This is a genomic window from Lentibacillus songyuanensis (genome assembly GCF_039548255.1).
Classification (GTDB): Bacteria; Bacillota; Bacilli; order Bacillales; family Amphibacillaceae; genus Lentibacillus_C; species Lentibacillus_C songyuanensis.
In genome coordinates this window covers 40,325-62,314 of record NZ_JBCLVH010000021.1, presented here as the reverse complement: position 1 = coordinate 62,314, position 21,990 = coordinate 40,325, and the positions used below count along the sequence as shown (strand labels likewise).

At 36.2% G+C, this 21,990-nt stretch carries 16 protein-coding genes and 4 pseudogenes; 15 read left to right on the top strand and 5 right to left on the bottom strand.

Features of this window, described 5'->3' with window-relative positions; translation table 11 throughout:
* Complete coding sequence (locus WMZ97_RS17230; RefSeq protein WP_343273334.1) at positions 1 to 1,035, bottom strand: threonine aldolase family protein; 1,035 nt, start codon at positions 1,033 to 1,035, stop codon at positions 1 to 3.
* Positions 1,036 to 1,058: 23 nt separating this feature from the next.
* Positions 1,059 to 2,255, bottom strand: a complete 1,197-nt coding sequence (locus WMZ97_RS17225; protein ID WP_343273333.1) for a cation:dicarboxylate symporter family transporter — start codon at positions 2,253 to 2,255, stop codon at positions 1,059 to 1,061.
* A 402-nt stretch (positions 2,256 to 2,657) separates the two neighbouring features.
* Here WMZ97_RS17225 and WMZ97_RS17220 point away from each other — a divergent pair.
* Positions 2,658 to 2,756: pseudogene (locus tag WMZ97_RS17220) on the top strand (isochorismatase family protein); the annotation flags it as partial.
* A gap of 389 nt (positions 2,757 to 3,145) precedes the next feature.
* Here the strand turns inward: WMZ97_RS17220 and WMZ97_RS17215 are convergent.
* Positions 3,146 to 4,277, bottom strand: a pseudogene (locus WMZ97_RS17215) (IS3 family transposase).
* Between the two features lie 943 nt (positions 4,278 to 5,220).
* Between WMZ97_RS17215 and WMZ97_RS17210 the strand changes: the two are divergent.
* From WMZ97_RS17210 to WMZ97_RS17155, 12 genes are all read left to right on the top strand, one after another.
* Positions 5,221 to 6,222 (top strand): LacI family DNA-binding transcriptional regulator, encoded by a 1,002-nt coding sequence (locus tag WMZ97_RS17210; RefSeq protein ID WP_343273332.1) that lies wholly within the window; start codon positions 5,221 to 5,223, stop codon positions 6,220 to 6,222.
* 141 nt (positions 6,223 to 6,363) lie between these two features.
* Positions 6,364 to 7,104 (top strand): 3-oxoacyl-ACP reductase FabG, encoded by a 741-nt coding sequence (fabG, locus tag WMZ97_RS17205; RefSeq protein ID WP_343273331.1) that lies wholly within the window; start codon positions 6,364 to 6,366, stop codon positions 7,102 to 7,104.
* 294 nt (positions 7,105 to 7,398) lie between these two features.
* Positions 7,399 to 8,970, top strand: coding sequence for an acyl CoA:acetate/3-ketoacid CoA transferase (locus WMZ97_RS17200; protein WP_405027709.1), 1,572 nt, complete (start codon positions 7,399 to 7,401; stop codon positions 8,968 to 8,970).
* 13 nt (positions 8,971 to 8,983) lie between these two features.
* Entirely contained in the window at positions 8,984 to 9,754 is a 771-nt protein-coding gene (locus tag WMZ97_RS17195; protein WP_343273329.1) for an N-acyl homoserine lactonase family protein, read from the top strand.
* 11 nt (positions 9,755 to 9,765) lie between these two features.
* A complete protein-coding gene (locus tag WMZ97_RS17190; protein WP_343273328.1) occupies positions 9,766 to 11,157 on the top strand; it encodes an MFS transporter in 1,392 nt (463 codons plus the stop codon).
* Between the two features lie 63 nt (positions 11,158 to 11,220).
* Positions 11,221 to 11,667, top strand: coding sequence for a hypothetical protein (locus WMZ97_RS17185; protein WP_343273327.1), 447 nt, complete (start codon positions 11,221 to 11,223; stop codon positions 11,665 to 11,667).
* Positions 11,668 to 11,705: 38 nt separating this feature from the next.
* Positions 11,706 to 12,857, top strand: a complete 1,152-nt coding sequence (locus WMZ97_RS17180) for a glycerate kinase (protein WP_343273326.1) — start codon at positions 11,706 to 11,708, stop codon at positions 12,855 to 12,857.
* A gap of 354 nt (positions 12,858 to 13,211) precedes the next feature.
* Positions 13,212 to 14,798 (top strand): acyl CoA:acetate/3-ketoacid CoA transferase, encoded by a 1,587-nt coding sequence (locus tag WMZ97_RS17175; RefSeq protein WP_343273325.1) that lies wholly within the window; start codon positions 13,212 to 13,214, stop codon positions 14,796 to 14,798.
* Between the two features lie 19 nt (positions 14,799 to 14,817).
* Entirely contained in the window at positions 14,818 to 16,008 is a 1,191-nt protein-coding gene (locus WMZ97_RS17170) for a thiolase family protein (protein ID WP_343273324.1), read from the top strand.
* A gap of 312 nt (positions 16,009 to 16,320) precedes the next feature.
* Entirely contained in the window at positions 16,321 to 17,472 is a 1,152-nt protein-coding gene (locus WMZ97_RS17165; RefSeq protein ID WP_343273323.1) for a CdaR family transcriptional regulator, read from the top strand.
* Positions 17,473 to 17,968: 496 nt separating this feature from the next.
* Positions 17,969 to 19,534 (top strand): sodium:solute symporter family protein, encoded by a 1,566-nt coding sequence (locus tag WMZ97_RS17160; protein ID WP_343273322.1) that lies wholly within the window; start codon positions 17,969 to 17,971, stop codon positions 19,532 to 19,534.
* Between the two features lie 2 nt (positions 19,535 to 19,536).
* Positions 19,537 to 20,100 carry a hypothetical protein gene (locus tag WMZ97_RS17155; protein ID WP_343273321.1) on the top strand — a complete coding sequence of 188 codons (564 nt, stop codon included), beginning with the start codon at positions 19,537 to 19,539 and terminating at the stop codon, positions 20,098 to 20,100.
* 312 nt (positions 20,101 to 20,412) lie between these two features.
* Here WMZ97_RS17155 and WMZ97_RS17150 read toward each other — a convergent pair.
* Positions 20,413 to 20,800 (bottom strand): annotated as a pseudogene (locus WMZ97_RS17150) (transposase); the annotation flags it as partial.
* Positions 20,801 to 20,925: 125 nt separating this feature from the next.
* Between WMZ97_RS17150 and WMZ97_RS21985 the strand changes: the two are divergent.
* Together WMZ97_RS21985 and WMZ97_RS17145 are read left to right on the top strand one after the other, a co-directional pair.
* A complete protein-coding gene (locus tag WMZ97_RS21985; RefSeq protein ID WP_405027708.1) occupies positions 20,926 to 21,024 on the top strand; it encodes a transposase in 99 nt (32 codons plus the stop codon).
* Positions 21,025 to 21,124: 100 nt separating this feature from the next.
* The gene (locus tag WMZ97_RS17145) at positions 21,125 to 21,325 is read left to right on the top strand and encodes a hypothetical protein (RefSeq protein WP_343273320.1); all 201 of its coding nucleotides are present in this window, start codon (positions 21,125 to 21,127) and stop codon (positions 21,323 to 21,325) included.
* Here WMZ97_RS17145 and WMZ97_RS17140 read toward each other — a convergent pair.
* Positions 21,306 to 21,877, bottom strand: a pseudogene (locus tag WMZ97_RS17140) (DDE-type integrase/transposase/recombinase); the annotation flags it as partial. The gene WMZ97_RS17145 and the pseudogene WMZ97_RS17140 sit on opposite strands and share 20 nt — an antisense overlap.
* Between the last annotated feature and the right edge of the window lie 113 nt (positions 21,878 to 21,990).

Below are 21,990 nucleotides of genomic sequence, written 5' to 3'. Positions count from 1 at the left end.
TCACTCCAACAAGGTTTGTATACATTTTATAACATAATTAATATCCTCGTTAGAAATTCGATAGTGTGTAACCATCCTTACTTTATTTTTGCCGATTTTTTTAACGAAGATATTATACTCTTTTAAAGCGTTTAAGAATAAATCAGCATCCCAGCCATCCTTCACGATTTCAATTGAAACAATATTTGTTTGGAATTGTTTTGAAGTTGGTTGAATACCTGAAATAGTTGATAACCCGCTAAAAAGTCTAGCTGCCGTTTGTTGGTCTTGTTCCATATAATGAACCATTTCTTTCAGGCCTATGATACCCGGCGCTGCAATGACACCAGCTTGTCTCATTCCACCTCCAAGACGCTGGCGTATACGTTTTGCTTTTTCAATAAACGATTTCGACCCTGCGAGAATGGAGCCTAATGGACAGCCTAATCCTTTCGTTAAACAAAATTGAACAGCGTCCACATACTGGCAAATTTCAGAGAGGTCTACCTCCAGATATGCTGAAGCATTGAAGATACGTGCGCCATCTAAATATATGGGGATACTATATTTACTAGCAACCTCTTTTATCTCCGCCATATTCTGAAGTGGGATCACCAATCCTTCATTAAGGTTATAAGTATTTTCTAAACAAATTAGACCTGTTTTGGCTGATTGGATACCATCTTCTTGTATAGCCTCTTTTAAACCATTCATATCGTAGGCGCCATTATTCACATCGATAACCCTTGCTTGCACCTGTGATAAGGCGGCCATCCCCGCAACTTCTAAATTGTATAGATGAGATTCTCGACCTAAAATCACCTCATCACCACGCTCTGTCATGGCCATAACTGCAATTTGATTAGCCATCGTACCTGAAATAACCAATAGAGCCGCATCCATTCCAAGCATGGATGCAGCCATCTCTTCTAATTCATTCACTGAGGGATCTTCCTTTAGGATATCATCACCCAGCGTAGCATTATACATGGCTTCCTTCATTTCCTTGGTCGGAAGTGAAGCTGTATCGCTGCGAAGATCTAACTTTTTTACCATATATCTCACCTTTTTAGTAGTATTTATGCGTCTAATGTAACATCTGATTCTTCCGTGATATTTGTAGCTTTCCGTTTACCGAAAACCTGATTCACAATCATGGAGAGTGCACCATCTCCGACCACATTGGTAGCAGCCGCAAAACCATCCTGAATAGCAAACAAGGTGATCATTAATCCAAGGGCAGCCTCATCAAATCCTAATACGGATTGTAGGATTCCTAAAGCTGCCATAACAGAACCCCCTGGCACACCAACAGCACCTACTTCAATTACCCCTAACAAAATAACAAAGGCAATCATTGTTGTAATAGATGGCATATCTCCCGTTGTAAAAACAGAAACAGTTATTGCACCAGTAGTGATACCCATCGCTGCACCAGATAAGTGAACGGTGTTACATAAAGGAATGACAAAATCGACGATATCTTTATCCATATATTTTACCTTTTGAGCTTGCTTTAAAGCAACTGGCATTGTAACAGCACTTGACATTGTTCCGACTGCAGTAAAATATGCTGGTAATAGTGCTTTAAACATAACCCAAGGATTTTGTTTATAAATTATCCCAGCAGCTACATATTCGATGACAAGCCAAACAATCTGGGCAATTAAGATAAGGGCAAACATTTTGCTGAATATAACCATATTTGAAAATAGATCACCTTTTGCTGCTACACCAGTAAATATGGAAGCGATAAAAAAAGGAAGAATTGGAATAACAAGTTTGTTAATACAACGTATAATGATTTCCCTAAACTCGATAACAGCATTACTGATTGTTGGGGAGTTTCCCCACGTTGCGCCAATACCTAAAATGAATGCAAGAATAAGCGCGCTCATGACATCCATAATTGGAGGAATTTCTATTTCAATAAAAGGCTCTGCAATAGATAAAGCTTCCGTTCCCGTCGTTGCTTCAATCCCAAAACTAGGAATAATCAGATAGGCGGCTAATGCTGCTAGTCCCGCTGCGATAACTGTATCCACGTATGAAAGCCCCACTGTAAAGCCTAATAGTTTCCCTGTTTTCCCACGCAATTCTGCTATACCTGCAGCAATAAACGCAATAAGAATCAATGGTATAAAGAACTTTATTAGACTACCGAGCAGTACTCTTGCAGTCTCTGTTGTACGAATCATCCAATCAATATCTAACAAACCAATCACAATACCCGCGGCCAAACCAATCAGCAACCTTGGAATAAGTCCAAATCTCAATGTGATACCTCCCTATATGTTGTGGGTTTTGGGTCCTGTATAGCAATAATAACCGTAAAATACTAACATATACTAACATATATTAATATATGTTAGTATATATGATAATTAAATCTAGTTAAAATGTAAATAAGATTTAGAAAGTTTAATTCGGACTTTTTAGGGATGTTTTTATATACTTCTAAGTGTAGTTTGTAAACTTAGGACAACCAAATCAAATTCAAATCCCGATCTTTCAGTCTTGTGAAGCCCTAAATGGAATATTGAATAACACTTTTAATATATAGGCAGAGGTACCCTGATTTTTGACAATGTAGCTCCTTGTCCTAAAGATGTAATTGTTAGAAAATGATATGCAAGTGCATTTTTTGGCACGCCATTAATGACTTATTTAATGACCTGGATGTTGATACATTAATTGTTACAGGGGCTACAACAAGTGGATGTGTTCGAGCAACGGTGGTAGATGCCTTTTCTTACGGATTCAAAGTAATCGTTCCAGTTTGAGTAGGTGGGGTCTATGATGAATGCTCGTTTTTGTTTGTTTAATTATGGGTGCCTAGTCACTCCGTTGCTTTTGTTTGGTCTTTAACGAAAGAACGCAAGATAGCATAATACAGATTCTAGTACTTTGAGCTCTACACCTAACTACATTAATTTTGGTAATGGTATGTCAACACTAAACTGAACAAATTTTATAAGGAACACATACTTATTTATCGTACTCAAGGTTTTAGAACTCGGTTTGAAAACAGTGCGTGCAGTTTGTCACTTGACTTTGAGCCTCTGCGGGCATGATTCTCCTGCCAAGAAGCCAAATGTTTAAAACATTGGCATTGCCAGACGAGGCTATCATGCCCGCCTCTCCAAGTAAAGTGGTCGCTTCTCAACTAAATAGTACTCACTTCTGCTTGGTGCTTGCGCTTATATTCGCTAGGTGCTAGATAGTTAAGGGATCCATGAATTCGAATATGATTAAACCAATTCACGTAATCAAAAAGCTCCAAATCAAGTTCCCGTTGACTATCAAAAACACTACCATTTACGAATTCTGTTTTAATCGTTTTGAACGTCGCCTCGGCAACTGCATTGTCGTAAAGTGTTCCTTTTTCACTTAATGATCTTTTGATACCGAATGTCTCTAATTTGATCAATAAGCCTGTTTTTAAATTCACTACCTCGATCCGTGTGGAATAATTCAAGTCGGTTTAAGTTATATTTCACAGTTGAAAAGACTCGTTGAACTTAGTTCTGCACTTTTATATGGACCAGCATTGTGGCCGATAATTTCACGATGATATAAATCGACCAGAACACAAATGTAATGCCAGTTTTGCTTGACCCAGACGTATGTTAAATCGCTCACAATTACTTTTAGTTCCGTTCCCTGATTAAATTCACAGTTTAATACATTCCCGGTTTTAGACTCATTCACCTCTGTTTTTCGAGGTTTAAATTGAGCCACTGTATACTTTGATACAAGTCCCTGTTCCTTCATAATTCGACCAATGCGGCGGCGTGACACTTGCCAGTCTTTCTTTTGAAGTTCCATCTTTATCTTTCTTTGGCCATAATTATTCCGGCTGCTTTTGAATATTTCTATAATTAAATCGGTTAGTTCCTCCTCTTCCTGATCATCCTTGATTTCTGCTTCATAATAATAAGTGCTTCTAGGAATTTGTAGGACGTCGCACATTGCTGATATCGAGTATTTGTGACGGTTATGACGGATCACATCTACTTTCGTCTCATTATCAGCGCGGCTTGCCTTAAAATATCATTCTCCATGGCTAGTCTTTGGTTTTCCTTACGAAGTTTGATTAATTCTTCCTGTTTCGGTGTCCGATTATCTTTTTCTTCAAATGATCCACTTGTTTTATGCTGGCGAACCCATTTATCAAAGGCAGAAGGTGTCAGCTCATATTCTTTGATGATCTCGGGCCGCGGCTTTCCAGATGCATGCAGTTGAACAATTTGCTCTTTAAATTCTTTGGAAAATGTTCTTCTTTCTCTTTTGGTCATTGTTGATTTTCCTCCGACTTTGTTGAATCAAGTTTATATGACCTTAAACAATCTGTTCAAGAGAAAAAAATTAAGGAAGAGGAATGGTCACCTGATGCGGTTGTGGGTAACGCAAAAAGGGATAAAATGTTTGACTGCACCCCCTCAACGAAGGTGCTTTAAAATGGATTGACAAAGGTAAATTGAAGGTGATTAATCTTGATTTACCACTAAAATTACGTCGTTCTATCAAGAAGAAAAGAAACGCAAGGAAACATAAAAAAGTGCTGGGTATAAGCATTGAGGAACGACCAGAATCCATTGAAACAAGGGAGGAGTTTGGCCATTGGTAAATTGATACTGTACTTGGCCACAAATCTAATGATAACGCCTTGTTGATGCTAATTGAAAGGAATGCGCGTCATAAAATTATCAAATGCATAGACAGCAAATCTGCTTCAGCAGTAACCAAGGCTTTAATTAAGTTATTTGCAGAGTACTCAAATGTGCCAGTATGTTTTAAAACGATTACATCGGATAATGGATCAGAATTCATTGAGCTATCAGAATAAGGAGCATCCTTAGGAATAAATATTTATTTCGCCCATCCGTATGCATCATGGGAGCGTGGGTCAAATGAGTGTCATAATGGTTTGATACAAAGGTTTATTAAGAAAGGGCAACCAATTCATGAAGACTCAGATAAACAGATTGATAGTGTGGCAAAGTGGATGAATACATTGCCAAAGAAAATTTTAGGGGATCACAGACCTCATGAAGCATTTGCGCAGATTAATTTGTTTTTATTTTATTAACAAAAATTATTGACAATTATAAAAGGTTATATTAAAGTTTAATCAGCGAAACGTTTAACTAAACGTTTAACCATAATAATCTTTGTTATTGTTAAACGGATGGGAAATATATATAATAAGAGTTAAACGTTTAGCTGGAGGTATCACATGTGGTTACAATAAAAGATGTTGCGAAAAAGGCTAGTGTATCAATTGCTACAGTATCAGCAGTTATTAACAGTAACAAATTTGTTAGTGTTGAGTTAAAGCAGAGAGTGGAACTAGCAATCAATGAATTAGGCTATCGACCCAATAGAATTGGTAGAGGTTTAAAAAAGAAGGAAACATATTTAATTGGGGTTGTTGTAACAGAGATTACTAATCCATTTTATCCAATTATGATAAAAGGTATTGAAGATGTAGCTGTAGCTAATAACTATAAGCTTATGCTTTGTACTACCGATGACAATCCCCATAAAGAATATGAATTAGTCCAGTCTATGTTGGAGTATGGTGTAGATGGGGTGATATTAGCGACGGTTGATAATGAAAGCGCTAAAAGTCTGGATTTCTTAAAAAGAGAAAAAATTCCACTTATGCTTATAAACCGAGCACCAAATCGTTTTGATGGTGGTTTTGTTCGTATTAATAGTTGCAAAGTTGGTGAATTAGCAACAGAATTTCTTATTAAAAGCGGACACAAAGATATTGTATTTATTGGTGGTAATCGTCTGAATAGCTCAGAACGCGAAAAAGGCTATAAAGATACATTGATCAAATATGGGTTGGAAGTTAAAGAAAATAATATTATAAGAAGTAATTATGATGTTGAAAGTGCATATAAAGACATCAGTCAATTTGTAGAAAAGAAGAAAGAAATTCCAACAGCAATATTTGCAGCAAGCGATATGATTGCTTTCGGAGCAGTAAAAGCCTTGTTAGACCACGGTTATCATATACCCAAAGATGTTTCCATAATTGGATCCGATAATATTTCATTCTCAAAGGATTTTAGAATACCTTTAACCACGGTGGATGCAAAGGGTTATGAAATCGGAAAAATAGGTTGTGAAAAGCTAATTACTAAATTGGAAGGTAAAGACTCAAATAAAATGGTGTCGTGTTTGCTTGAACCCGAAATTGTAATAAGGGATAGCCACCGTTCATTATGAATATTAATTGGATTGTCTATTGTAAGAAACCGTTACAGAGACATACAAAATAACAATCGACTGTTGAAAAACTGTAGTAGTTATACAAATTTTTAAATGTGTTTAATCAAATAAGGTGCAATAGAGCTAGGAGGAGTAAACATGATTGATTTAACAGGGAAGGTTGCCGTGGTAACGGGTTCTGCACAAGGTCTTGGAAAGGGAATTGCAGTAAAATTAGCAAGCCTAGGTGCGCATATTGTCATAAGCGATATGAATCAAGAAGGAGCCGAATCAACGGTTTCTAAAATCAAAGAAAGCGGTGGCAGTGCTGAAGCCTACCTTTGTAATGTTGCAAATGCAAACGAAGCAAAATCACTTATCGAATCAACAGCTAAAAAACATGGAAAGCTTGACATTCTAGTAAACAATGCAGGTATTAATCGTGATGCAATGCTTCATAAAATGACACATGAACAATGGGATCAGGTTATTGGGGTGGATTTAACTGGCGTATTTAATACAATGCAACCTGCGAGCGTTATTATGCGCAGCCAAGAAAATGGCCGTATTGTTAACATAGCATCTGCAAGCTGGCTTGGAAATATTGGACAAGCAAATTACGCAGCAGCAAAGGCTGGTGTTGTTGGAATAACCAAAACAGCAGCAAGGGAATTAGGAAAGAAAAATATTACTGCCAATGCAATTTGTCCTGGATTTATTGATACAGAAATGACTCGTGGTGTACCTGAAAAAGTATGGGATATTATGGTCTCTAAAATTCCTATGGGGAGGGCTGGAAAACCAGAGGATGTAGCCAATTGCATTGCTTTCTTAGCATCTGATCAGGCTTCTTACATTAATGGAGAAGTTATTAATGTTGGCGGTGGAATGGTTCTTTAAGTATAAATGATAAAATGCGTAAGTTAATGGATTCCGAGATTGCACTCATGATTTCGGAACCCAAATAAGATAAATAGATTTTGTAGATATAAAGAATAATGATGGTTATGGTATTCAACTAAAATGTAAGCGATCTCCATAATATATATTGAATTATGGTAATATACTGTTTCCTGATGTAAAAGGTCATTTCTATTGTATGCAAGCGATATCTTTGCTTAAGAATACTTCTGTAATAAAAAGAGTTTTGAAATAGCAATATAGACCCATTATTCATTTAAAGGAGTGGAAAAATTGGTTACCTCTATAGATCCTAATATTCTAGTTTCGAAAATACCTAACGGTAGCACCATTGCCTTAGTTGGTTTTGGTGGAATGGGCCAATGTGATAAGGTTCTAAAGGCGATTGGGCGCTCCTTTAGTAAAACTGGAAAACCAAATAATTTAACCGTTTTTCATACGGCCGGTCAATCTGATGGTTCAAACGGAATTGAGCATATTTCAGAGGAACATCTCATCTCGCGTATTATTGGTGGACACTGGGGGCTCGCTCCTAAAACAAGAAAATTAATTGAGGAAAATAAAGTAGAATGTCATTGTTGGCCCCAAGGTCAACTAACTCATCTTTTACGTGCAATGGCAAACAAATTACCTGGACAAATCTCTCCCGTTGGCCTAGGAACGTTTGTCGACCCTCGAGTTGAGGGAGGGAAATTCAATAAACAAAGCCAAAACAAGGACTCTTTAATAAAAGTTATTTCCATTCAGGGTGAGGATTTTTTACTATATCCTTCGATTCCATTTGATTATGTTTTTATTAGAGGTACAAGTATTGATGAAAATGGAAACATAACAACGGAAGAGGAGCCTTTAAAACTAGAAATTCTTTCAGCTGCCCAAGCAGCAAAGGCATATGGTGGTAAAGTAATAGTGCAGGTAAAATATGTTTCAAGAAGGGATACATTTCATCCAAAAGATGTTGTAGTACCAGGGTATCTTGTTGATGCATATGTTTTAGCGGATGATCCAGAAACAGAGCATCGTCAGGTTCCGAGCACTGTATACTCGCCTGTTTTTTCTGGCAATGTACGAACACCTGCTAAAAGTCTTGAGCGTATACCATTAGACATACGAAAAGTGATTGGTAGAAGAGCTGTGGCGGAATTAACACCATCTTCTGTTGTCAATTTAGGGATTGGTATCCCCGGAGATGTGATAGGTCCGATTATAAATGAGGAAGGTATAAATGATCAGTTGACCTTAACTCTGGAATCTGGAATTGTTGGTGGAGTACCTGTTGGAGCAAATGAATTTGGAATAGCCAGAAATGCAGATGCTATATTGGATCATGAATATTTATTTGATTACTATCATGGCGCTGGAGTCGATATGACCTTTATGGGCGCTGCTGAAATTGATAGTTTCGGAAATGTTAATGTATCTAAGTTCGGTACAAGATCAGTAGGTTGTGGTGGGTTTATTGATATTACTCAAACGGCGAAAAATGTGTTTTTTTGTACTACCTTCACTAGTGGTGGATTAAAAGTTTTAATAAAAGATAATGCATTGAAAATTATCCAAGAAGGAAAAATAAAAAAAGTCAAAAATAAAGTGCATCAAATTACTTTTAGTGGAATATATGCGTCTACTCATTCTAAAAATGTCAAGTATATAACCGAACGTGCGGTATTTGTTTTGACAAAGGAAGGATTAGTTTTAACAGAAATAGCACCCGGTATTGATTTGGAAAAGGATATATTAAATCAAATGGAATTTACTCCAATTATTTCACCTAATCTAAAAGAAATGGATATAGGAATATTCCAAGAGGAACCTAGTGCAGGGAGAATTTTAATTGATCAATAAGGAGAGGGTATACATGAACACAAAATGGAAAGCAACTGCATTAAGGATGGGCGAATTATATGTTGAGAAATCTTCTTTAACCTACCAAAAAGATATTGGTGAATATTTGTGGATTCCAATGTGGGCAACAGCACTGTCAGCAGGAGGATACAATATTTTGATAGACACTGGAATTCATGATTTGAAATGGGTGGAAGATAATATTGGTCCAGTTCGACAACAATCAGATGAGACAATTGTTGAGACACTAAAAAAAGGAGTTGGCTGGTCCCCAGAAGATGTTGACATTGTTATTAATACACATCTTCACTATGATCACTGTGGTAATAACAGACTTTTTAAAAATGCACGTTTTATCGTTCAAAAAAAAGAATGGGAAGCAGCTAATAATCCTATTCCTTGCCAAAAAAATATATATTTGAAGGAACTATTCGATTCCACCGCAGTGAATTATTTCGATTGGCGGTTCGTAAATGGGGAGGAGGAAATTGTGCCAGGAGTAAAAGTATTTTTAACGCCAGGTCATTCAGATGGACATCAATCAGTTATCGTTAATACAGACGAAGGTACTCTATGTGTTTCAGGAGATATTGTCAATATTTTAGAAAATATTTATGAAAATATTCCAGCTGGAATATTAACGTGTAATAAGGAAATGTATGAAGGTATGGAAAAAGTGCGTAAAAAAGCTGAATTTATTTTACCTGGTCATGAATACTCAATTGAAAAATTTCAAAATAGCCACTTCCCATTAATAGAAAAGAATAGTGTACAAATGAATTAGGAGGTCAAACAATGAAAGATTTGGCTAAAAAATATGAACAGCTACAGCCACCTGTTAGGGCGAAACGCAGTTTAATACCAAAGGCTCCAACTATGTCTTGGATCGCTCTACTCTTTGCTTGGCTTCTGTTTGCGATGAACGCAACAAGCAGGGAAATTATGAACCGTGTAATGCCGGCAATTGTTGATGAATACAACCTTACAGCAGATGTAGTGGGGAATATAGTAGCTCTAATTATGGTTGCTACCGGTGCCTTTTCGATTTGGGGGGCATCATGGTCAGATAAAAAAGGTGTAGGATGGGCTCGGAAATATAGTGGTGTTTGGGCGGCTCTAGGGTTTACCCTATTTTCCATTTTAACGGGAGTTCCTGCATTTACTTCTGTTGTAGCAGGTTTTGTCGTTTTTCAAGTGATAAAGAATGCCTTTGGAGGTATGTCAGAATCTATTGAGGTTACGACTGTTGCAGAATGGTGGCCAAAAGAACGTAGGGGATTTGCATTGGGGGCTCACCACTCTGCTTATCCGTGGGGAACACTTCTAAGTGGTTTATTAATCTCTTTCATTCTTGTACAGTCAAATGATAATTGGCGCATGCCGTTTCTTATTGTACCACTTTTAATTATTCCAATTTATATAGGGTATTGGATTTTTTCATCACCTAAGAGGTTTAAAAAGTATGAACAAGATACTTTAGAAATGAATTTAACTCCTGCTATTGACCCATCTATGGAACAGACGTCCCATAAAAAAGGAGCAATATTAGAGTCCTTGAAAAACCCAAATATTCTAGTAGGATGTATAGCTGTTCTTTTGGCTGAAGCTGCATTTACTGGTTTGAATTTTTGGCTCGCACCCTACTTGGCATTTGTCGGGAATTTTGATTATGCTGCTGCTGCAGGATGGTCTGTTATTTTCTCTATTACGGGAGGGATTGGACAAATTTTTTGGGGAAGTATTTCTGATGTTATTGGTCGAAAAAGAACAATGTTAATTGCGTTTGTTTGGTTAACAGTAGCACTAATACTTTTCCAATTTAGTGCTAGTAGTATATTTATGCTAGTAGCAGTGCAATTATTTGCAGGTATGTGTACGAACGCTCTCTTCCCTGTTATTTTTTCATTGGTAACAGATTCGGCAACTGAGGGCTATACGGGTACTGCAATGGGATTAGCTGAAACTGGGATGTATATCGGGGGTGCTTCACCAGCTGTGTTGGGGTTTTTTATTAATCTGGGCGGTGGCTGGAATGCTCAAGGAGGCTATATTACTGGCTTGTATTTCCTTTCCAGCTGTATGGTTCTTGCGTTTATCATAACCTTACTATTTACAAGAGAAACCGCTGGAAAAAGACGTGGAAAGGATTGGGCATTGGTAAGTAAGAAATCCTGTGGAATAGAGTGATGAAAAAAACTGTTAAAAATAGATCTATTCCCTTATTTGAGAAAGATAGAGGTGTTTTGAATTATGAGGGAATCAAATAATCAAACTTCTTTTCCATTTACATTAGAGGGAAATTATTACAGCTTTTTTCCTGTTATGCTCCCAGGTATATTTCTTTTTGCTTTTGCATTTTTTCAAGAAACATCTAATTGGATTCTTAATATCACAGTATCCATTTTTTATGTGATTGTCATCAGTTTTTTATTTTTTATGAAACCAAAAGTTACGATTACTGATAACGATATTATTATTAAATGGCTGTATAATCACAAGTATATAAAAGCACACCTTATAAAGAAGATTGTACTTGCTAGTTCAAATTCTATTTTAATTTATAAGTATAATAAAAAGTTACCTATCCAATTATCATTTGTGTATGGGTTCAAAATCAATTTGCTATATCCAAGGTTGGCTGTGTATGCAAAAAAACATAATATTATGGTAGAACATAGAGTAAAAGAATACACTTGATAAAAAGGTAGTACTATATCGAAGGGTTGAGGATAGTATTGAAGATTGTTATAGCTTCAGATTCCTTTAAAGGTAGTGCATCGACTTTTGAAATAGCTAGTTTTATAAAAAAAGGGATAATACGTGTTGTACCTAATGCCTTTGTAATAAAACTTCCACTTGCAGATGGAGGAGAAGGAACTGTCGATGCACTTACTACTGCATTAAATGGTCAATATATTGAAAGAGAGGTAACAGGTCCATTAGGGAAAAAAGTAAAAGCAAAATTTGGGATTATTGGGGATATCGCTGTGATTGAAATGGCGAAGGCATCCGGGCTTACGATTCTCCAAAAAGAAGAAAGAAATCCTTTCTTAACAACAACGTATGGTACAGGAGAATTAATAAAAGCAGCATTAGATTATGGTGTAAGGGAGATTCTTATTGGTATTGGTGGCAGTTCAACCAATGATGCTGGTGTTGGAATGGCCCAGGCTCTGGGTGTATCTTTTAAAGACAAGTACAACGAAGAAATAGGATACGGTGCCCAATCAATTGCGGATATTAAAACGATGGATATAACAAAAATAGATAGTAGGATCAAAAATACGAAAATAACGATCTTATCGGATGTTACAAATCCTTTATGTGGCGAAAATGGTGCCTCCTATGTGTATGGGCCTCAAAAGGGGGCATCTGCAGATGATGTTAAAAAATTAGATTCACTGTTATATGAATTTGGGAAAATGATTGAAACAGAATTACAAATAAATGTTATGAATCAAAAAGGTGCTGGAGCTGCTGGTGGGTTGGGAGCAGGATTAATGGCATTCTGTCATGCAATTCCAAGTTCAGGCATAGAAACGGTATTAAAGATGCTGGACTTGGAAGCACATATAAAAGGTGCAGATTTAGTTATTACCGGTGAGGGAATGATGGATTCTCAATCAATTAATGGGAAAGCACCCATAGGAGTAGCTAATATTGCAAAGAATTATCGTGTTCCTGTTATTGCCATTGTTGGGAGTGAAGGAGCAGGTGTTAATGAAGTATATGAACATGGCATTGATTTAATAATAAACATCATTAATAGGCCTATGGGTATGCAAGACGCAATGGAAAACGTTCGTGAACTTACAGAAGACGCAGGAGAAAGGGCAATTAGAGCCTTTTATCTAGGAAAAAGGGAAACGCACAAATTGGAATCTTAAATAGTGAATACAAGTAGAAAAGTTTTCAATTGAAAATCTATTTTAAAAGATAAAGGAGCTTTTCCGATCTCCACCTTGTGGATACGCAGGACGAAGGAATGTGTGGATTTAATCCCATGATACATAGGAGGGTGAGCGACCATAAGTTGTGTGGGGTAATGAAGCATGGTTGTACCAGTTTTAACCAAATGTTTACAATTTGGTCGTTAGGGTGGATTAGGATGTGTTAGAATATTCTGTACCGTGGACAACACCCGCTTCTCCTGTGAAATTCCTAATTAGGTGTTTAAGAAATTCTAAGAAAATAAGAGCATTTTGGAGATATTTTAATTATATAGAGGGAGTGTAAATGTCTTGAAAGCTAATTTTATAAAAGCTGAAAATGTGATGGATTTCATCAAAGATGGGGATACAATTACAACAGTGGGGATGACCTTAATAGGTGCATCGGAATCCATCTTAAAAGAAATTGAAAACAGCTTTTTAATGAATGGTCGCCCTAAAAATTTTACGTTGGTTCATTCAGCAGGTCAAAGTGATCGAAAAGATGGTATACAACATTTTGCACATGAAGGGCTAGTTACGAAAATAATTGGTTCTCATTGGGGGCTTCAACCAAGATGGATGGATATGATCGCCACAAATAAAGTAGAAGCATATTGTCTACCTCAAGGACAAATCGCCCAACTATATCGATCGATGGCGTGTGGCCTTCCGGGAAAGATGAGTAAAGTTGGTCTTGGGACATTCGTTGATCCACGTGTAGAAGGCGGAAAAATGAATGAAAGAACGAAAGAATTGGAAGATATCTCTAAAATAGTAGAATTTGAAAATGAAGAATTTATGTTTTATAAAAAGATTCCGTTAGATGTTTGTATAATTCGCGGTACTACAGCTGATGAAATGGGAAATATCTCAATGGAAGAAGAAGCGATGAAGTTGGAGGTATTACCAGCGGTACTTGCAACGAAAAGATTTGGTGGAAAGGTAATTGTACAGGTAAAACGAGTTGCACAAAACGGTACAATTAACCCGAAAGATGTGACTGTTCCTGGAGTGTTTGTGGATGGAATTGTTGTTTGTAAGAATCCTATAGAAGATCACAGACAAACGTCTTCTTGGTATTATGATCCTTCCTATTCCGGTAGTTTACGAGTTCCGCAAACATCCATTAGTCCATTGGATTTGAACATACGAAAGTTTATTGGTAGAAGAGCAATGTTTGAAATTAATAATGGAAATATTATTAATTTAGGAACAGGAATTCCAAATGATGTCATTGGCAATATTGCCAATGAGGAAGGTATATCTGAAGACATTATGATTACTGTAGAATCCGGAATATATGGAGGTATACAAGGAGGTGGAATTGACTTTGGAATCGGACAAAACGTAGATGCAATGATTTCACACGTGGAACAAATGGATTATTATAATGGCGCTGGTGTTGACGTAACATTTATGGGTGCTGGTGAACTTGATGGCGAAGGAAATGTTAATGCGACTAAAATGGGTTCCTTATGCACAGGGGCTGGAGGATTTATTGATATTACCCAAAATGCTAAAAAGGTTGTCTTTTGTGCTACGTTTAGTACGGGCGGCGCGAGAATCAGCTTTGATAATCAAAATATAGTGATCCATAAAGAGGGTTCTATTAAAAAAATGGTTCCAAAAGTGTCCCAAGTTTCATTTAACGGAAAATTGGCAAGGGAAAAAGGACAGGATGTTATTTTTGTTACTGAAAGAGCAGTTTTTAAATTAGTAAAAAACGGTGTAATGCTTACGGAAATTGCACCTGGAATTGACTTACAAAAAGACGTATTAGAAATGATGGACTTTGTGCCAATTATTAGTGAAAATTTAAAAACAATGGATAAGAGATTATTTATTGATGGTGTTTTTGGCTTGAAAGATTTTATGGATAAAAAATCAGTAGGTTAAACTAGGGAGGATATTATAAATGGATGAGTTAAAAGAAGTTGTAATTGTATCTGGTGCAAGAACTGCCATTGGCAAATTTGGCGGGAGTTTAAAGGATGTACATCCTGTTGACCTTGCAGCACATGTTGTTAAGGAAGCGGTAAAGAGGGCTGGACTGGAATCAGATAGTGTAGACGAACTAATTGTAGGGAATGTTGGACAAATAGCGGAAAATGGTTTTATAGGAAGAATGATCTCATTAAAAGCAAATTTACCGGAAGAAACAACTGCTTATTCTGTCAATAGACAATGCGGATCGGGAATGCAGTCTATTGTAGACGGTATGCTTGAAATCCAAACGGGAAATGCGGATATTATTGTTGCATGTGGAACAGAGAACATGTCTCAATTACCATATTATGATAAAGGTTCTCGTTTTGGTTATCGAATGGGTAATGGTGTATTAGAGGATGGGGTGTTATCAATTCTGACTTGGCCGGGAGGACCTTTCCATAATGGTGTAACGGCAGAAAACGTAGCTGAAAAGTATCGTGTTTCCCGAGAGGAACAAGATCTTTTTTCTATTAACAGTCAGGACAAAGCATTAAGAGCTATTAAAGAAGGAAGATTCAAAGATGAAATTGTTCCAATTGAGTTGAAAGATAGAAAAGGAAATATAACAATTTTTGATACCGATGAACATCCTAGAGAAGGGCTGACAATGGAAAAGCTTGGGGAAATGAAACCAGCTTTTAGAGAAGGTGGGTCTGTTACTGCAGCGAATTCTTCCGGTATAAATGATGGAGCTGGAGCTGTCGTATTGATGTCCAAAGAAAAAGCGGTAGAATTAGGTATCAAGCCTATTTTAAAAATGAAAGGCTATGCTGTTGCTGGTAATAGTCCAGAACTTATGGGCTATGCTCCAAAAATATCAACGGAAAAATTAGCAAAAAAATTAAATGTCGATTTGGACAAAATAGATCTCTTTGAAATTAATGAGGCATTTGCTTCTCAAGCATTTGCAGTCACAAGAGATTTACACATTGATCCTGATAAGGTTAATGTCAATGGTGGAGCTGTAAGTCTTGGTCATCCAGTAGGAGCGACAGGTACTATTTTAACTGTTAAATTGATGTATGAAATGCAGCGTGGAAATTTACAAAAAGGTATTGTCTCTATGTGTATAGGTGGGGGGCAAGGTATCTCAGCATTATTTGAAAGGTGTGAATAAAAAGGGGAAAATACGAGAACTGCAAGAGAAAAATGGGAGTATTGATGCATAATAAATTTTAAGGAATTTAGAAAATATTTGAATAGAATGGAGTCTTTTTTAACATAAAGAGGATAGTAGTTTTGCTATCCTCTTTATGTTTAACTGCAGAATTGAAAAATTATTGAATCGACGTTGAATTTGTATATATAAAACCGCTTCAAATAAGTCTGTAGCTATGAATTACGGATAGCACTGAAAATAAATTATAAGGGCTGTGCCCCCGTGTTTTATAAAATATTATAACATTACAGTGGGTGGTGGTTAGCATACATGAATATTTCTACAAAATTAGCTCAGGCAATTGTATTTGATATGAAAGAAATTATCAAACAGGATATAAATTATATAAATACCGATGGAATTATAATAGCAAGTACTAATAAGAATCGAATAGGATCATTTCATGGTGGCGGCAAGAAAGTCAGTGAAACAAGTGATAATTTAATTATACGATATGATGGTGAATACCAAGGTTCTAGAAAGGGAATTAATCTGCCTATATATTTTGATAGCAAAATAGTAGGTGCTATTGGCATTACTGGCGAGAGTCATGAAGTTGAGAAATATGCCGCAATAATTAAACGAATGACTGAGTTACTTATTAAAGACGCATACATGACAGACTTAAAAAATAAAGAAAAAGAAAATCAAAGGATAATTATAGAGGAACTTTTGTTTAGCGGTAAACAAAATACCCGGAGCATTTTAAACCAATTAAAGGTATTTAACATTCTAGAGAATCTATCAAGAGTCATAGTAATTTCAGAAATTTGTGGAGAGAGCTATAATTTAATATGTAGTAATAGTAAAATAAAGAACATATTTGACTATAAACTGGTTAAATACCCCAAGAATTTCATGATGCAAAACAAAAATAGAATAATAATGGTGCTAGAGGACTCTAAAGACCTTGCATATATTTTAAAAGATATTGCTAAAATTGTTCATGAAAACTATGGTTTGAAATTAAAATTTGGGGTAGGAACGATAGAAAATGATCTTTCTAAAATGAGAGATTCCTATGAAAAAGCACTTGTAGCTTTAAATTGGTCTTTATTTAATAAGTCGGAGTACATTAAATTTTATAATGACATTGATGTTGAAATGATAGTTGAAAACATATCTAAAAATGTACAAGAAGAGTTTAGTAACAAGATAATAGGAAATTTAGATGATAATGATATCGCGGAATACGAGCAAATAATTATTTTGTTCGAGAAATATAATGGTTCCATTAAGCAAATTTCCTCTGAAATGTTTATTCATAAAAATACTTTACAATACAAATTAAATAAACTGCATAATATAACAGGTTACGATTTGAGAAGATACCGGGACTTTATGGTATTAAAACTTGCCTATTTATTCGTAAAAAATGAAAGAAATAGAAGGACTGTTGATGGAGAAGCTCAATTAGTATAAACTACCTGTAAATACTTCTACGCAGTAGAATAATAAATGTAACAGTTGAAATTAATTTATTAATTTGGTTTGAAGCTTTAACAATAACCAGTTAACAACTTTGTTATACGTAACAAGGCAGTTGACTGGTTATTGTGATTTTTTTGTTATACAGAATGTATCAATAACCGAACGCTAAATTTATAATTAATGTAGAAAGCGCTTTCCGTTATGAACTGAATGTAGCAGTAGAAACTCAAAAAAAATGAAGGAGGAAAATGGATGAAATCAACTACAAAAGTGATTTTTATTATCTTTAACATAGTATATTTTTTGTTCGATTGGATTTTCTTACCTTATGTTTCTAATCCTATACTATTTGGGTGGATTCCATTACAGTTATTTTTATTGTTCACTGCTCCCTTGGTAGCTGCTTTGATTTGGGGACTGTACTTCCATTGCTACTTCAAGACTCAAGCACATGTGAAATACAACGAATAGGAAAGGAGGCAAGAGTATGGATGCAAATGTATTAATTATTATTGGAGTATTAATTTACGGTGCAATACTCGTTAGCCATGGATTTCGCTCCTTTAAGGCAACAAGTAAGTCATCTGAAGCATTTTTCACTGCTGATAGAGGTATAAATCCGCTTGTGTTGCTTGCCACTACAGCAATTTCAGTGTTTTCAGCTTTAGCATTTTATGGTGTGCCAGCGGCTATTTATAGGGAAGGGATTGGATATCTCTCTAATACAGGGGGGATGATTGCTGGTTTACTATTTGTCGTAATCGGTTATCGGCTTTGGATTTTGGGAAAGGAGTATGGATTTGTCACCCCTGTTGATTATTTGAGAGCAAGATATAATTCGGAAGGTTATGGATTGTTAGTTGCAGCTATTTTAGTGTTATTTATAGTACCTTACGTTGCTATGCAACTTATAGCCATTGGAGATGCAACGGTAGTAACCACAGATGGTATGTTTCCTTATATTTTAGCCGTTGGATTTGCTACAATTGTTGTTTCTTTGCATATCATTGGTGGTGGATTAAAATCCGTTGCTTGGATGGACACTTTCCATTTCCTCTTAGGTGCTGGCACTTTAATTGTGCTAATTGTGTACTTAACGATTACTTATTTTCCAGAAGGAGGTTTCGCACAGGCAGTAAGTACAATTATGAATGACCCAGATTTGGCCCCTATCCTATCTCACCCTGGACCGAATGGAACATTTAACTGGCAAGGAACACTATCTAATGTCTTGACTGGAGCAGTTGCAACTGTAGTTTGGCCACACATTTTCATGAGAATGTATGTTGCCGCGAATAAAGACACCTTCAGATCAATGTCTTGGTCTTTGCCAGTCTCTTACGTCTTTGTTTATTTCTTAATTGCAATAATTGGAGGTATACTAGCTCCAGCAATATTGGGACCAAATTTTGCTGATACTGACAGTATTATATCGGTATTATCTACCGAATATGCTCCGCCGATTATTTCATTTGTTTCTTTGTTATGTTTATTTGCTTTTGGTGTTTCAACAGCAGATTCGTTGCTTCTTTCTGCAAGTGCCATTGGATCAAGGGATATTTATGTTCGCCATGCATTTGAATTGAAGGGAAAGAATGTCGACCCTAAACGTGTTGTTTATTTTGGACGGATACTACTAGTGATTTTGATGTTGCTAACCTTGGTTGTTGTCGCGTTAAGGCCAGCTTATATAGTTGATTATGCTTATGCTTTGTCCTCGCCATTTTTTGCTCAAATTCTTCCCGCAACGTTAGGTGGGCTCTTTTGGAAAAGAGGGACAAAAGAAGGTGCGTTTGCTGGTACTATATTAGGATTAATTGTAACAACATTATTTACATTTTTTATTACACCACCGTTAGGATTTTCTGCCTTAGCTTGGGCACTCTTAACGAATACAATTGCTTATATCGGGGTTAGCTTTATAACTAAAGCTCCAGAGGAAATAATCAATAAATATATAATAAGAGTGGATTCCATCATAAACGCAGGAACCGAAATTAATTCTGCTGTGGATTCTTCCCTTTCCGCATTGAACAATAGAAAGGAAGTATAAACGTGGGGGATTTTAATTTACTTCTGTTTAATGTATACGGTATAGGAATATATCATCCAAGTGATTGGCAAGTTTTTGTTAACCCTAATAACAAGTTTACTTTTAAAGAAGGATTAGTAAAAATAGATAAAATATCAGTTTCCAACAAAACAGCGACATCTTTATCAATTAGGTGGGCAAGTATGAGAGAAAATATAGATTTAAATGACTATGTCAATGAATTGACAAAAGAGTTCCTTAAAAAAGAAAAGAAGAGCCGTAATAAAGACAGATATAAAATTAACGAAAAACTAAAATACAAAGTAGATGGTAAGGAAGCTTATTTACTTAAAACTGAATTTGTCGCAAATCATAGTATTTATCGTATATTTGGCAAAGACGAATTGGTTAAAGTTCTTCAATTATTGTTCTTCTCTAAGCAAACAAAAAGAATGGTTGTTGCTTCATTATCAACAACTCCTGAGGAACTTAATAAAAATGAAGATATGTTTATGAAAGTTTTAACATCCCTAAACGAGCAAACATGCATGGATACAAAAAAGGATTTAGTCTATTCCAAATTATAATGTATCCATGGTGTTGAACACTAAAAACTAAAAAATAAGATTAACCCTGAATTATTCACAGAAATTCAAAGATGACTTACAAACCCATGTAAATCAAGGGAATAAGCTGTGTTGGTCATTCATCAAATTAAAGTGGAACCCATTGTCAAGACACTAATTTTATAAAAATAAGGGGGTTATAATTTTTGCCCCTTCCCATCTTACTAACCATGCCTTTCCTATGTCAGGTTCTGTCAAGGGCGTATTTTCCCTTGACAGAACCTGACATAGGAAAGATAATTGCCTAAAGATGGGAAGAGGAAGGACAATGACCTAGTGAAAATAGATGGCACTTGGCGTCTTATAACATAACGACTGATGAGGCCGATCGTGATTATAAAGATCAACATAATCTCTTATATTGCGTCTTGCCTCCCTTGGGATGCCATAGTCTTTTAAATAACTCCTTCGTATTTTAGACTTCTCCAAAAACGTTCTATCATAATATTATCCAATGCACGGCCTCTGCTGTCCATGCTGATTTGGACAGATGGTGTTTTTTTAGTAGATTAATATATTTAGGACTTGTAAAATGGCTGCCCTGGTCGCTATTGAATATTTCAGGTTTCCCTATGGTAAATGCACGTTGAACTGCTTCCAAAACAAAGCCTATTTCCAGCGTCTGACCTAATTCCCAGCTAAGGATATAACGGGAATACCAATATGAAAAGCCGTTGACTATGGAAAGTCAATTTGATTAAATCTTGAATTAAAAGTAATTGACATGCTCTCATATAATGGACCCAAGAATCTAGACACGAAAAAAGGAGATGTTAAGGTAGGTATATGAAACGAAAAAGATATACAGCCGAATTTAAATCACAAATCGTGTTAGAAGTCTTGAAGGAAGAAAAATCTATGAGCCAAATTGCATCGGATTCATAAATGGAAGACACAGTTCCTGCAAGATGTGCCCCAAATCTTTGAGAAATAAAACAAAGACTTGGAAAAAATGAAAGCCGAACATGAAGCATAGGTGGAAAACTTGTATGCAGAAGTCGGGAAACTAACCACGCAATTATCGTGGCTCAAAAAAAATTTAGCATCCACCATGACTAAAAAAGAACGTATGGAATTGGTGGAATGGAACAATGCAGAACTATCTATCTCGGAACAGGCTGAATTGCTTGGGATCAATCGTTCCAGTCTTTACTACAAGCCAGTGCTGCCTGCGGGTCTTGTTTAAAGCGTTCTTTTTCTTCCTTGGTCATCTGGTTCAACTCTTTTGATAAAAGGAACAATGGTTGTTTTTACACTTGAAGACGTAGAAATCCTTACGTTCTTTGATTCGTTCCAGTGTTTTCAAACAATGAGGACATTTGATAATGGCCTCTTTCAAAAAGCGATTCTGTTTATTAAACAGGCAACCACACACTTTACACTGGTATTGTCCTTTGTCGCCGTTGTTGGCATATAGATACGAAGCTGGAGTTGAACACTTGGGGCAAGTCAATGTCGCCGGCACCTTAACCACACTATTTTTGCGTCGGGCGACAGGTTTTAACGCTTTACCGTGTTTAGCCTGGTATTCCAGAATAAGTTCTTGAAAATCAAGTTTTTCTAGGGTCTCGATGACAGGCATATCATCGACTTCTAATTTTCGGTAAGGTTGGTTCACAGGCTCGTCAAATTGGGACTTGGAAACGGATTTACCAAGTATGATCCCGAGAAGTCCAAAAATTATTTTCTCCTGATACTTGATATATTGGAGCAAATAAGTTATAAATTGAGGTAACAACTTGTCACTTCCTTTTTAGGTGTTTTTGGGTGTGTGGTTACCTCATTAACAGCCTATTTTAGAGGGGGTGGCAAGTTTTTTTGTATAAAAGCGCATGAAATCGGGAAAACTAT

Excerpts from the sequence above, each read along its gene's own strand:
- WMZ97_RS17230 (WP_343273334.1), bottom strand. The coding sequence starts at position 1,035 with ATGGTAAAAAAGTTAGATCTTCGCAGCGATACAGCTTCACTTCCGACC.
- fabG (WP_343273331.1), top strand. The coding sequence starts at position 6,364 with ATGATTGATTTAACAGGGAAGGTTGCCGTGGTAACGGGTTCTGCACAA.
- WMZ97_RS17195 (WP_343273329.1), top strand. The coding sequence starts at position 8,984 with ATGAACACAAAATGGAAAGCAACTGCATTAAGGATGGGCGAATTATAT.
- WMZ97_RS17190 (WP_343273328.1), top strand. The coding sequence starts at position 9,766 with ATGAAAGATTTGGCTAAAAAATATGAACAGCTACAGCCACCTGTTAGG.
- WMZ97_RS17185 (WP_343273327.1), top strand. The coding sequence starts at position 11,221 with ATGAGGGAATCAAATAATCAAACTTCTTTTCCATTTACATTAGAGGGA.
- WMZ97_RS17170 (WP_343273324.1), top strand. The coding sequence starts at position 14,818 with ATGGATGAGTTAAAAGAAGTTGTAATTGTATCTGGTGCAAGAACTGCC.
- WMZ97_RS17165 (WP_343273323.1), top strand. The coding sequence starts at position 16,321 with ATGAATATTTCTACAAAATTAGCTCAGGCAATTGTATTTGATATGAAA.
- WMZ97_RS17160 (WP_343273322.1), top strand. The coding sequence starts at position 17,969 with ATGGATGCAAATGTATTAATTATTATTGGAGTATTAATTTACGGTGCA.
- WMZ97_RS21985 (WP_405027708.1), top strand. The coding sequence starts at position 20,926 with ATGAAACGAAAAAGATATACAGCCGAATTTAAATCACAAATCGTGTTA.